Annotated in this window: 9 protein-coding genes; 3 read left to right on the top strand and 6 right to left on the bottom strand. The window is 64.5% G+C overall.

Features of this window, described 5'->3' with window-relative positions:
* Positions 1-2 precede the first annotated feature (2 nt).
* Both CKO35_RS11965 and CKO35_RS11960 read right to left on the bottom strand, forming a co-directional pair.
* Positions 3-1,202 carry a saccharopine dehydrogenase family protein gene (locus CKO35_RS11965; protein WP_200176382.1) on the bottom strand — a complete coding sequence of 400 codons (1,200 nt, stop codon included), beginning with the start codon at positions 1,200-1,202 and terminating at the stop codon, positions 3-5.
* Positions 1,203-1,364: 162 nt separating this feature from the next.
* Positions 1,365-2,051, bottom strand: coding sequence for a hypothetical protein (locus tag CKO35_RS11960; protein WP_200176381.1), 687 nt, complete (start codon positions 2,049-2,051; stop codon positions 1,365-1,367).
* A gap of 381 nt (positions 2,052-2,432) precedes the next feature.
* Here CKO35_RS11960 and CKO35_RS11955 point away from each other — a divergent pair, with 381 nt between their 5' ends.
* On the top strand, positions 2,433-3,266 hold the full coding sequence (locus CKO35_RS11955) for an HDOD domain-containing protein (RefSeq protein ID WP_200176380.1): 834 nt from the start codon (positions 2,433-2,435) through the stop codon (positions 3,264-3,266).
* Positions 3,267-3,296: 30 nt separating this feature from the next.
* On the opposite strand, the gene CKO35_RS11950 is transcribed toward CKO35_RS11955, so the two are convergent.
* The gene (locus CKO35_RS11950; protein ID WP_200176379.1) at positions 3,297-4,229 is read right to left on the bottom strand and encodes a 1-phosphofructokinase family hexose kinase; all 933 of its coding nucleotides are present in this window, start codon (positions 4,227-4,229) and stop codon (positions 3,297-3,299) included.
* Between the two features lie 31 nt (positions 4,230-4,260).
* A complete protein-coding gene (locus CKO35_RS11945; RefSeq protein WP_200176378.1) occupies positions 4,261-5,835 on the bottom strand; it encodes an alpha/beta fold hydrolase in 1,575 nt (524 codons plus the stop codon).
* Between the two features lie 242 nt (positions 5,836-6,077).
* On the opposite strand from CKO35_RS11945, the gene dauA reads away from it, so the two are divergent.
* Complete coding sequence (gene dauA / locus CKO35_RS11940; protein WP_242467167.1) at positions 6,078-7,829, top strand: C4-dicarboxylic acid transporter DauA; 1,752 nt, start codon at positions 6,078-6,080, stop codon at positions 7,827-7,829.
* Positions 7,830-7,900: 71 nt separating this feature from the next.
* Here the strand turns inward: dauA and putP are convergent, their stop codons facing one another.
* The gene (gene putP, locus CKO35_RS11935; RefSeq protein ID WP_477181451.1) at positions 7,901-9,373 is read right to left on the bottom strand and encodes a sodium/proline symporter PutP; all 1,473 of its coding nucleotides are present in this window, start codon (positions 9,371-9,373) and stop codon (positions 7,901-7,903) included.
* 268 nt (positions 9,374-9,641) lie between these two features.
* Between putP and putA the strand changes: the two genes are divergently transcribed.
* Complete coding sequence (putA, locus tag CKO35_RS11930) at positions 9,642-12,827, top strand: bifunctional proline dehydrogenase/L-glutamate gamma-semialdehyde dehydrogenase PutA (RefSeq protein ID WP_200176376.1); 3,186 nt, start codon at positions 9,642-9,644, stop codon at positions 12,825-12,827.
* Between the two features lie 40 nt (positions 12,828-12,867).
* Here the strand turns inward: putA and CKO35_RS11925 are convergent, their stop codons facing one another.
* The gene (locus tag CKO35_RS11925) at positions 12,868-13,254 is read right to left on the bottom strand and encodes a hypothetical protein (protein ID WP_200176375.1); all 387 of its coding nucleotides are present in this window, start codon (positions 13,252-13,254) and stop codon (positions 12,868-12,870) included.
* Between the last annotated feature and the right edge of the window lie 110 nt (positions 13,255-13,364).

Raw genomic sequence — 13,364 nt, 5'->3', positions numbered from 1 at the left:
GATCAGGCCAGGGGATCGCTGTCGGGATCCAGTTCCACCATCTGCCAGGGCAGGCCCATGTCGCCGATGCGTTCCATGAACGGATCCGGGTCCAGTTGCTCCACGTTGAACACGCCGGCACCCTGCCAGATGCCCTGTACCATGAGCATGGCGCCGGTGACGGCGGGCACGCCGGTGGTGTAGGAAATGGCCTGGGACTGCACTTCCCGGTAGCAGGCCTCGTGGTCGCAGATGTTGTAGATGTAGACCTTGCGCCGCTTGCCGTCCTTGATGCCGTCCAGGATCACGCCGATGTTGGTCTTGCCCTTGGTGCGTGGCCCCAGGGAAGCCGGGTCGGGCAGGATGGCCTTGAGGAACTGCAGGGGGATGATCTCCTTGTCCTCGAAGCGGATGGGCTCGATGGAGGTCATGCCCACGTTCTCCAGCACCTTCAGGTGGGTGATGTACTTCTCCGAGAAGGTCATCCAGAACCGGATGCGCTTGAGACCCTTGATGTTGCGGCACAGGGACTCCAGTTCCTCATGGTAGAGCAGGTAGATGTCCTTGGGACCGATGCCGTCGAAGTCGAACACCCGCTTTTCCGCCAGGGGAGCGGTTTCCTTCCACTGGCCTTCCTCCCAGTAGCGGCCGTTGGCGGTGATCTCGCGGATGTTGATCTCGGGGTTGAAGTTGGTGGCGAACGGGTAGCCGTGGTCGCCGCCGTTGGCATCCAGGATGTCGATGCGGTGGATTTCGTCGAACAGGTTCTTCTGGCCCCAGGCGCAGTAGATGTTGGTCATCCCCGGGTCGAAGCCGCAGCCCAGGGTAGCCATGAGGTTGGCCTTGGCGTAGCGGTCCTGGAACGCCCACTGCTCCTTGTACTCGAACTTGGCCTCGTCGGGGTGTTCGTAGTTGGCGGTATCCAGGTAGGGGGTGCCGGTGCGCAGGCAGGCCTCCATGATGGTCAGGTCCTGGTAGGGCAGGGCCACATGGATGAGGACGTCCGGCTTGAAGGACTCGATCAGGGCCACCAGGGCCTCTACGTCGTCCGCGTCCACCTGGGCGGTCTGGATGGGACGGTCCAGTTGGGCCGCGATGGCGCGGCACTTGGCCTCGTTGCGGCTGGCCAGACAGATCTCCGTGAAGATCTCCGGATGTTGCGCGCATTTGTGGGTGACAACTCCGCCAACGCCGCCGGCGCCGATAATCAGGACTTTGCTCATAGGCCTCGAATCAAACTGGGAAAGATTTGAGAAAAAAGCGGATCGGACCCGGGGTCCGAGACAGGATCATGTTTCAATGAATGGATTGTGCACCGGGTCCATGACACTCCGGTGTCACCAACCCGTTTGACCGGGGATGATGCCTCCTGATGGGCGCCGGTATCAAGCCCTCTCCACCGCAAAACTCACCGCATAGCGCCGGTTGCTGCCGAACACCAGGGCCATGCGGCCCTGACCGGCGGTATCGATTCCCAGGTCTTTGACCCGGTAGAGGGCCTGTGCCTGGCTGAGCCTGCGCAAAGAAGTTTCCACGCTGCCCTTGTGGCGGCGGATGTAAAGATTCAGGTCGGGGCGCACCGTGGCCTGGATGTCATGTTCCGCCTGCTGCATGTCCAGATTGCCGGAGAGGGTCCGCAGGCCCTGGGGAGATACCTTGAACAGGCGCTCCAGAATGCGTTGCATGCCCTCGATGGGATCCTCCCCGAGATACAGGTTCCACAGGAAACGGCGGATGCCGTAGTCATCGTTCCACCAGCCCCGATCCGGGTTGAGGACGTGAACACCCACGGGGATGAGGCGATAGCTGCCCATGCCCACGTCATCGGTGAGGATCTCGAAGCTCACCTGCCGGCAGGCCAGATGCCGATGGTTTTCCTTCACCATCAGGGCCGCATTGCGCGGAGTCAGCAGCTTCAGGGCCATGCGGTCCCGTGGCTGCAGGGGTCTGCCGCGCTGCATGCGGATGGCATCAATGACTTCCAGGGCGCAGGAGGTGATGATCCGTTGATCTTTGATCAGGGCTGGCCTGTCATGACGTCCGGATGGGTCTTCTTGCCGGGTGCTGTTCATCAGGATCCCACGTTGCTCAAGGTGTGTGGAAGTCTTGTGTCCAAGGCTGTCGCAAGCCGCGGGCCCCGGAGGGGAAATCAAGTCGTTTCCCCTTTCCGGCTACGCAAGCAGCCATCAATAGATTAACCTCAGTTGATTGGCGAGGGCGAATAATCGCCCTGGTTCGAATCTTTTCCGAGGTCAGGCCGTTCTTGTCATGGCTCCGGGAAACACTGAACAGGTCCCCTGTCGTCACTTCCGAGAAGACGGGAGTCCAGAACTGCCAGTTCCGGGACTGAATTCCTGCTTGAGCGGGAATGACCTGTGCAGAAAGTTCCAAGCAAACACCGCGCCATAATTTTCAGATTAGACGCTATCATGCACGCGACGGGATGCGGTCCAATGCAGATTGAAGGCAATGACATCGTTGACAAGCTGGTGATACCTCCTCAACCGGAGGTCCTGCGGGTGGTGGTGGCGGAATCCAGGAAAGAGGATCCTGATCTGGGAAAGATTTCCAGACATATCTCGGGCGATGCCAGCATCACCGGTGGGGTCTTGCAGATCGTCAATTCCCCCCTGTTTCGCCGAACTCGCGAGATCAGCTCCATCCAGCAGGCGGTAACGTTGCTGGGGTTTACCCGGATATATGCCATCGTGCGGACCGTTGCCCTGCGTAATGCCATGAGTCAGTACCCCGGCATGGAGGCCTTCTGGAGACGGGGTGTTCATGTTGCGGAATCTGCGGCCAGGGTGGCCAGTGTCATAGAGCGGTCGGACCTGGTGGATGAAGCCCACCTCCTGGGTCTGTTTCACATGGTGGGCATCCCGGCCTTGAGCAGCCTGGCGGGAGAGGAATATTTTTCCCTGCTCAAGTCGGCGCCGGCAAAGGGGTGGTCAAAATTACTCCCCGATGAAATGAGGTTGTTTGGTATCCATCATCCCAGAGTCGGGGCGCTGATCACCCAGCGCTGGCATATACCGTCGTCCGTGGTGCATGCCATCGATCATCAATATGCCATGGACCAGCTCACTCACCTGGATGTGTTCCATGCGGATACCGCCGATCTGGTGGTCATTCTCAAACTGGCCCTGCGTTTTGCCACGACGGTGGACGCCTCCCTGATGACCTATGCGGAGTGGAGCGCCTGGAGTGAGCAACTGGTGGATTATCTGGCATTGCCGGATCCGGCGGCGTTGGACGCCCTGGTGGATGAGGTGGCGGCGCAGGATTGATCGAACCTTTGGGTCGGCATGGGCGCATCTCTAGACCTGCCGTGCCAGCATCTCCCAGAAGTGCATCACGTCGGACTTGTGACACAGCTCGGTGCCGGAAGTCAGCACGGTGGCCGTTCCCGCCGCCACGCCCAGGGCGAAGGATCTGGGGACGGATTCGCCGGTGGAGAGACCATGGGTCATGCCGGCCACGAAGCTGTCACCGGCCCCGACAGCACTTTTGGCAGTTACTTCCGGGGTCTTCAACCAAGTGATACCGTCCCGGGTGGCCAGCAGGGCGCCATCATGGCCCAGCGTCACCGTCAGGATCTCGACGCCTCCGGCGGCAACGATCTCCCGGGCGGCTTCTTCCAGTTCCCCGGCCTCTTCCAGATCACGCCCCATCAGCGCGGCAAACTCGCCCCGGCTGGGTTTGGCCATGTAAACGCCTTCCTCCAGCGCCGCCGCCAGGGCCGGCCCGGAGGTGTCCAGGACCATCCGGGCACCGCGCCGCTTGGTCATCACCGACAGACGGGCATAGACATCTTCCGGTGCTCCCCGGGGAATGCTGCCGCTGGCGATCACATAGTCGAAGTCCAGCAGCTCGATGAAATCCAGGGCGGCCTTCCACTCGGCCGGCTGCACCGTGGGGCCCTCCGGAGTGAAGCGGAATTCCTGTCCCGAACTCTGTTCATAGACCACATGGCTGACCCGGGTGGTTTCGCGGGTATGGACCCGATGGGCCATGACCCCGGCATCGGCCACCAGTTCGTCGAGCACGTCGCCGGAACGTCCGCCGGCCAGATAGACGGCAAAGCTTTGCCCACCCAGCTCGTTGACCACCCGTGCCACGTTGATGCCCCCGCCGCCCGGGTCCATGCGTTCGTTGGTGGTGCGGATCTTGTGGACCGGCCTGACCTTGTCGGTGGCGCAGGAGGCGTCCACGGCCGGGTTCAGGGTCAGGGTGACGATTCTCTTGGTCATTCGGTTGTCCTCTTGGTTGTCCCGCTTCATCTTATGCCCCCACCAGGGGGAAGGTCACGCTCATGCCCCAGGCCAGGGCCAGGGCCACCGCCACCGCGCCCACCCAGGGATGCCCCGTGGCCCGGTATATCCAGCCACTGAGCAGGCCATAGACCGTGAGACACACCAGGATCGCCGGCAGGATGATGATCAGGAAGAACAGCGTCTCCAGCCGCAGGGCCACGGCCAGGATCAGGGACAGGAACAGCATGACCTTGGTCAGGGCATAGGCCCCACGGGCAGCCTGGGCACCCCGGGTCATCCATTCGTCGGCGGAGAAGAACAGGAGCATGCCCAGGAACACCAGAGGCAGGATCAGCGCCCGCTCCGGTCCGGGCAGATAGCCGGTGACATAAAGATGAACGGGGATGCCGATGGCCAGGGTGAGGTAGCCGGCCGCCAGCAGCGTGGCCGGACCCAGGGCCTGCCAGCGGATGATGGCCACGGCCGATTCACGGTGCCGGTGGCGGCGGGTCGACCATGCCAGCAGACCCCAGCAGAGCAGGCCATAGATGGCAAAATGCAGGGCCAGGTAGTCCACCAGCAACAGGGGCAGCAGCCCCACGGGCACGGGCCAGAGCAGCAGGGGCGTGAGCAGGGCCGGCACCCATAGGATTTTCAGCAGTTGCCGACGGGGCAGACCCAGGCCCACTGACGGGACTGCCACCCGGGGCAGCAGGCGGGAGAGGGGCCAGGCCAGGGCGATGATGCCCAGGAACAGCAGGCCCAGCCAGGGGCCGCGCCTGTCCAGATAGCTTTCGTGGCCTTCATCCGCCGGGTTGACGCTGGCGTTCAGCCACGCCAGGGACTCCCGCAACATATCCTGCGCATAGAGCACGCCGATGTGTTCCACCCCGCCGGCCAGGGCCAGGCGCCGGGCCGAGCCGTCTGCCGCGTTGCCGTAGGTGACACCCGCCTCGGGGGTATCCGTCAACGGGGCAAAGGCCGCCAGGGCGGCCTGATGGAGACCGGCGGGTTCCAGTCCGCCGAATACGAACAGCAGATTGTTCAGTGTCTCCATGGGAAAGGCGCCCGAGATGTAGGGGGAGAGCAGCACGGCGGCCTGGACCCGGTCGGGGTGTTCATGCATGTGCATGAGCATGATGTCCCCGGCCATGGAATGTCCCAGCAACGCCACGCGCCCGTCCGAGCGGGGCAGGGCCAGGCCCGTGGTCACCGCGGTCTCCAGCGCCCCGCCCAGCAGGCCGCGACGCTTGTCCTCATCCAGCAGATCGGCGACGAAGGGCCGGGTATTGGCGCCATGGCCGGGGAAGTCGAAGGTCAGGGCGATGTAGCCGTTCCGGGCCAGGGTGATGGCCAGGGGCTGCAGCATCTGCCGCGATCCGGCAAAGCCGTGGGCAATCACCGCCACCGGTGCGGGGGTATCCTGAGCGGGCAGATATAGGGTCATGGGCACGCCATCCACCTGTGTCTGATGTATCTCAACCCCCTGGGCACCGGCATGAAGTTGCCAGAGAGCGACCAAGATGGCCGCCAAAGACAGCAACGCCACCAGCCAGCGGATCAGGAGTTGCCCGTTGCCTGAAGAATGGAATGCCTGTGCCATGTCTTGCTCCGTGGATCCTTGTGCCCAGTTCCGGATGTTCACCGTTTATGCCTCGTCAGGGCAAGGCCGGTGCGTGCGCACCCCCGATATTTTTCGCAATGGTGATATCATCATTCCCTCTGGCAATATCTGCCGCGTTTCCCGTTACCTGCGTCAAGCACAGGCCACGGTCTGCTACGGGCAGTTGTCTGCCATTCCCTTGGGTTGTCAAACCGTCAGCACCTTAGAGGAGTGTCATTAACATGCGCAACATGCGCAACATGCGCAATTCCCCCTGGTCCGGACGCATGCCTGGTGTGTTCATGGGGCTTCGGGCTGCCTGGAAGGAAGGCTACGGTCTGGCCGATCTGCGCAAGGATGTGATGGCCGGCCTGACCATCGGTATTGTCGCAGTGCCTCTGGCCATGGCGCTGGCCATCGCCGTGGGTGTGCCACCCCAGCATGGCCTTTACACCGCCATTGTGGCGGGGGCCATCATCGCCCTCACCGGGGGCTCCCGCTTCAACGTCTCCGGCCCCACGGCGGCCTTCGTGGTGATCCTCATCCCGGTGGTGCAGCAGTACGGTCTGGGCGGGTTGCTGGTGGCCACCGTCATGGCCGGGCTGATCCTGATAGCCCTGGGGGTGACCCGCATGGGCGCCCTGATCCAGTTCGTGCCCTATCCGGTGGTGCTGGGGTTCACCGCCGGCATTGCCGTGGTGATCGCCACCCTGCAGCTGCCGGATTTCCTGGGGCTGACCGTGGCCCATCTGGGAGAGCATTATCTGGCCAACCTGGGGACCATCGTGTCCGCCTTTCCCAGTATCAACCCGATGGAGCTGGGGGTGGGCATCTTCACCCTGCTGATCCTCATCTTCTGGGGACGTCTCAAGGTCCCCGTGCCCGCCCCCCTGGTGGCGCTGGTGGCGGCGGCCCTGGCCACATGGGCTCTGAATCACTGGTTGGGTGGCGGGGCCGTGGATACCATCGCCTCCCGTTTCACCTGGGAATATCGGGGAGAGTCGGGGCAGGGAATTCCGCCCATTCCCCCTGCTTTTGCCTTTCCGTGGCATCTCCCCGGTCCCGACGGGCAGCCCCTGCAGCTGAACTTCGACCTGATCCGGGCATTGCTGGGACCGGCCTTTGCCATTGCCATGCTGGGGGCGATCGAATCCCTGCTCTGTGCCGTGGTGGCGGATGGGCTGAGCCGAACCCGCCATGACCCCAACTCGGAACTGATCGGTCAGGGGCTGGGCAACGTGGTGGCACCCTTCTTCGGCGGCATCACCGCCACCGGCGCCATCGCCCGGACCGCCACCAACATCCGCAGTGGGGCTCGATCCCCCATTGCCGCGGTGGTTCATGCCCTGGTGGTGCTGATCGCGGTGGTGGGCCTGGCCGGGGTGCTGGGCCATGTCCCCATGGCGGCCCTGGCCGCGCTGCTGTTCGTGGTGGCCTGGAACATGAGCGAGGCCCGTCTGTTTGCCCGCACCCTCCGCTCCGCCCCCGGTCCCGACGTGACCATCCTTTTGATTTGCTTCGGCCTTACGGTGCTGTTCGACATGGTGCTGGCGGTGGCCGTGGGCATGGGGCTGGCGGCGGCCCTGTTCATTCATCGCATGTCCCTGATCACCCACTCCGACCGGGTGCAGACGGACCGTCATCCGGATACTCGCTCGCTGCCGGCGGCGGTGGCCCTTTATGACGTCAATGGCCCCCTGTTCTTCGGTGCCGCGGAGAAGGCCATGTCTTCCCTGCGGCTGGTGGATCCCGGCGTGAAGGTGGTCATGCTGGACATGCGGGATGTCCCCAGCATGGACGGCACCGCCCTGGTGGCGCTGCAGAGCCTGATCACCGACCTGCGCCAGAAGGGGATCGCTCTCATCTTCGTGGGCATGAAGGCCCGGCTGATCGTCAAGCTGCGCCGGGCCGGGGTGCGCAAGGAGGTGGGACGCCTGACCTATGTGACGGACATGGAGGAGGGCGCCAGGGTGGTCCGGCGCTGGCTGGGGTGATGGGGAGGGCACGGCGGCAGGCCACGTACGAAGCTTTAGTGACCTGCCGCCGGAGTCAGCCAGGGGCGGTGTCAGCCTTCCCGCTGCGCCCGTTGCACCTCGTCGAACTCCCGTTTCATGTCCTCGGTCGGGCCCTTGCCCACCCGACTGAACAGGAAGATGGCCAGGGTGGCCAGGATGAAGCCCGGCAGGATCTCGTACATGTCGAACAGGCCGCCCTCGTAACGCTCCCAGATCAGTACCGTGAGCGCGCCGGTGACGATCCCCGCCAGGGCGCCGTTGCGGTTCATGCCGCGCCAGAACACCGACAGGATGATCACCGGCCCGAAGGCCGCGCCAAAGCCCGCCCAGGCATAGGACACCAGATCCAGCACGGCGGCATCCGGATTCAGCGCCAGCAGCGTGGCCAGCACGCCGATGCCCAGCACCGTGCCCCGGCCGATCCAGACCAGTTCCGTGTCCGAGGCACCGGGGCGGAAGAAGCGCTTGTAGAAGTCTTCGGACAGGGCCGACGAGGACACCAGCAGCTGGGAGTCGATGGTGCTCATGATGGCCGCCAGTACCGCCGCGATCAGACATCCGGCCACCCAGGGATTGAACAGGGCCTGAATCAGCAGGATGAACACCGTTTCCGGGTTTGCCAGCCCCGACTCACCGAAATAGGCGATCCCGGCAAAGCCCGTGAGCATGGCGCCGAACAGGGCCACCACCATCCAGGTGATGCCGATGAAGCGGGCCAGGGGGATGTCGCCGGGACTGCGAATGGCCATGAACCGGGCCAGCACATGGGGTTGCCCGAAGTAACCCAGGCCCCAGGCCATCAGGGAAATGATGCCGAACAGGGTGATGTCGTGGAAGGCATCCAGGGCGCCGGGATTGATCTGTGCCACCATCTGGCTGGTCTCGGTCCAGCCGCCCAGGTTCATGATGGTGATGACGGGCACCAGGACCAGGGCCACGAACATCAGGATGCCCTGGATGAAGTCGGTCCAGCTTACCGCCAGAAAGCCCCCCAGCAGGGTATAGACCAAGATCACCGCGGCGCCGATGGCCAGGGCCAGTTCATAGTCGATGCCGAAGGTCCCCTCGAACAGGGTGCCGGCGGCCACCAGGCCGGCGGAGGTGTAGAAAGTGAAGAACACCAGAATCACCAGCGCCGATACCACCCGCAGGGCCGAGGTGTCATCCCGGAAGCGGTTCTCGAAATAGGCTGGAATGGTGATCGAATCCCGGGCGGCGGCGGTGAACCGCCGCAGGCGCTCGGCCACGAACTGCCAGTTCAGATAGGCGCCGATGGTCAGCCCGACCGCGATCCAGAGCTGGTTCATGCCCGCCGCGTAGACCGCTCCCGGCAGGCCCAGCAGCAGCCAGCCGCTCATGTCCGAGGCCCCGGCCGAGAGGGCGGCCGTGCCCGCGCCCAGCCGGCGCCCGCCCAGAATGTAGTCCGACAGGTTGCTGGTCACCCGGTAGGCCAGCAGGCCCACCAGGATCATCAGGATCAGATAGACGATGAGGGTCGCCAGCAGGGCGAAGTTGATTTCCACGCTACCGGTCATCACCCGTGCCTCCTCAGGCTGTGGCGCAGCAGGCTGAAGAGTGACAGCAGCACCAGCAGGGGCATGGGCACCAGCAGCCAGAACCAGGTGGCGGTGGTCAGGGTTTCTTGCATCACGGACTCCCGTTGAGAAGGACAGGGCAGGATCGTGGAATGATCCTCATGCGAGCAGCTATTCTAAGAAGGACACCCCGTCGGGGCCAGCCGCGGACGCCCCCGCCGATCTGGCGTGCATTTGCCACAGGACAATAAACACCATGAGCCGATACGTGTACCCGGACCTTGCCGCGCTGTCCATCCAGGACCGCGAGCCCATGATGCTGGCCTGCCGCATGGACGAAGCAGAGGCGGTCAAGGCCCTGTTGTCCCATGCTTCCCTGGAAGGCGAGGCGGCCACCCGGGTGCGCTTCCTGGCCCGGGGGCTGGTGCGGGGCATGATCAAGGCCCAGGAACACCAGTCCGGCATCGGGGCGCTGCTGCATGAATACGACCTTTCCTCCGAAGAGGGCATTGCCCTCATGTGCCTGGCCGAGGCCCTGTTGCGGGTGCCGGACAAGGCCACCGCGAACCAACTGATCCAGGACAAGCTCACCGCCGCCCACTGGGATGTCCACCTGGGCAAGGACCGGCCCTTTTTCGTCAATGCCGCCACCTGGGGGCTGTGGATCAGCGAGCGCATCATCGACACCGAGGATCGCCGCCACTGGCTGGGGGGAACGGTCCATCGTCTGCTGGCCCGGGCCGGCGCTCCCCTGGTCCGTTCCGCCGTGCGCCGCGCCATGGCCATGCTGGGCGACGCCTTCGTGCTGGGGCGCACCATCGACGAGGCCATGAAACGGGCACGTCCCCGGGAGCAGGAGGGCTATTGCCATTCCTACGACATGCTGGGGGAGTCGGCCCGCACCGAGGAGGATGCCCGGCGTTATTTCGAGGCCTACCGGCAGGCCATTCAACGCATCGGCGAGGTGGTGGACCTGCGCGTTCCGTTGCGGGAACGACCGGGCATTTCGGTGAAACTCTCCGCCCTGGATGCCCGCTACGAACCCGGCCAGGAAAGCCGTCTGCAATGCCGGCTTCTGCCCCGGATCCTGGATCTGTGCCGTCTGGCTCGGGATCAGGGTATCTCCCTGTGTATCGATGCCGAGGAATCCTGGCGCCTGGATCTCTCCCTGGACGTGATGGAGGCCCTGATCGCCGATGCGGAACTCAATGGTTGGGATGGCCTGGGCATGGCCGTGCAGGCCTACCAGAAACGGGCCTGGGCCGTGCTGGGCTGGCTGGAGCGGCAGGCCGCCCGGCATCGCCGTACCGTCATGGTGCGTCTGGTGAAGGGTGCCTACTGGGACACGGAGATCAAGGACAGCCAGCAGCAGGGACTGACCGATTATCCGGTCTTTACCCGCAAGGCGGCCACCGACGTATCCTATCTGGCCTGTGCTCGCCGCCTGCTCCATGACAGTCCCCACCTCTACCCCCAGTTCGCCACCCACAATGCCCAGACGGTGGCGGCGGTGATGGAGATGGCCGGCGACAGGGAATACGAATTCCAGCGTCTCCACGGTATGGGGGAGGGGCTCTACGGGCAACTGGTGGAACGGTCCGGCCAGGGTCGCCGCCATTGCCGGATCTATGCCCCGGTGGGCAGTCACGAAACCCTGCTGCCCTATCTGGTGCGGCGCATGCTGGAAAACGGCGCCAACTCGTCCTTTGTCCATCGCCTGCACGAGGAACACCTGGAACAGCTCATCACCGATCCGGTGACCACCCTCAAGGGTTACGGTACCTGGCGCCATCCACGCATCCCCCTGCCCGGCGCCCTCTATGCCCCCTCCAGGCGCAACAGCCGGGGCCTGGACTTTGCCGACCGCAAGACCCTGCGGAAGCTGGCGGCGGACATGAACCGTATCGGGGCGCGTGCCCCCTGGAACGGTGGCCCCCTCTGCGGCGGGCGGCTCAGGACCGGCCATGGACATGGGGTTTACGCGCCCTCTGATCGGGGGCGGGAGGTCGGTCGCGTCACCTGGGCCGGGGACGAGGATCTGGAGACGGCCCTGGCGGCCGCCCACCAGGCATGGACGGCCTGGGATGAACGCCCACCGGCCCAGCGGGCGGTGATTCTGGACCAGGTGGCCGATGTGCTGGAGCAGCACACGGCGGAGCTTATGGTCCTGTGCGTGGAAGAGGCGGGCAAGACCCTTCGGGACGCCCAGGCCGAGGTGCGTGAGGCGGTGGATTTCTGCCGTTATTATGCCGCCCAGGTCCGGGAACGGTTCATCCGGCCCCTGTCCCTGCCCGGCATCACCGGGGAGCGCAATGAACTTACCCTTCGGGGCCGTGGGGTGTTTCTGTGCATCAGCCCCTGGAACTTTCCACTGGCCATTTTTACCGGCCAGGTGACCGCCGCCCTGGCGGCGGGTAACGGGGTGATCGCCAAGCCGGCGGAACAGGCCAGTCTGGTGGCGGTCCGGGTCACCCAACTGATGCATCAGGCCGGTGTGCCCAGGGACGTGCTGCACTGTCTGCCCGGACGGGGAGAGGAGATCGGTCCCCGGCTGGTGGCCGATCCGCGCATTGCCGGGGTGGCCTTCACCGGCTCCACCGAGACCGCCCGTCTGATTCACCGGGGCTTGGCGGCCCGGGAGCATGGCCCCATCGTCCCCCTGATCGCGGAGACCGGCGGCATCAATGCCATGGTGGTGGACGCCACCGCCCTGCATGAACAGGTGGTGGCGGACATCCTGCGTTCGGCATTCTTCAGTGCCGGTCAGCGCTGTTCGGCGCTGCGGGTGCTGTGTGTGCAGGAGACGGTGGCCGAACCCCTGCTGGAGATGCTCAAGGGCGCCATGGACACCCTGGTGGTGGGGGATCCCCACTGGCTCTCCACCGATGTGGGGCCGGTGATCGACGACCGGGCCCTGGCGGCCCTGCAGGCCCATGACGAGGAGATGAAACGCAAGGATCGGCTGCTCCACCGGGCCCGTCTGTCGGGCGGCTGTGAGCGGGGCAGTTTCATGATCCCGAGCCTGTATCGGCTGGAGCGGCTGGATGAGTTGCCGGGGGAGGTGTTTGGTCCCATGCTGCACGTGCTGCCATGGCGTGCCGGTGAACTGGACGGATTGATCCGTCAGATCAATGCCACCGGCTATGGTCTGACGCTGGGGATCCACAGCCGGATCGATGCCGTTGCCCACCGGCTGGCCCGGCAGGTGCGGGTAGGGAACACCTATGTCAACCGTGACATGGTGGGGGCAGTGGTGGGCAGTCAGCCCTTCGGCGGCGAGGGGCTGTCAGGGACCGGTTTCAAGGCCGGTGGCCCCCACTATCTGCTGCGTTTTGCCACCGAGCGGGTACTGACGGTGAATACCGCAGCGGCGGGTGGCAATACCGGCCTTCTGATGATGGGGGAGGAGCGCAATGCCGGGCGCGGCAAGGGGAAAGCCTGACCGGCACCCGCTCCCACAAGGCAATTCCCGTGAAGCAGGATCAGGAAGAAGTGCTGCTGCCGGAGGCTGAGGCGGTCTTCTTCGCGCGGGGACGGCGAGCGCGGGGCTTGGGCTTGGGGGCTGGTGCTTCCTCCTCGTCCTCTTCATCATCCAGGTCCGCCTCGATCACCCGGGCCCGCGCTGACGTGCCGCGGTTTCCGGTGGCCCTGCTTTCCGCCGGCCAGAAACCGCTGCGGGCACGGTTGATCCAGCCATTGATATGATCTTCGATCATATCCTGCGTATCCTGAGGCAGATCCCGGAAGATCAGGGTGGCCGCCACCGCGATCACGAGGACACCACCAAGGAAGGTGAGAAGGGGCTGGAAGAAGACGATGGCCACGAAGGCCGCCGCGGCGATCAGGATCATACGTGTTCTGGCAGGCATGGTCTCTCCAGGGGTCAATGGGCAAGTCGGGTTTCAAGTATCGACTGCGATGTTGCCGTCAGTCGGCACCTGGATAAAAACACTATATATTGTGCATGAATTACCGGCCC

This window comes from Ectothiorhodospira shaposhnikovii, assembly GCF_016584105.1.
In the GTDB taxonomy this organism is placed as follows: Bacteria; Pseudomonadota; Gammaproteobacteria; order Ectothiorhodospirales; family Ectothiorhodospiraceae; genus Ectothiorhodospira; species Ectothiorhodospira shaposhnikovii.
This window is presented reverse-complemented; position numbering and strand designations above follow the sequence as displayed.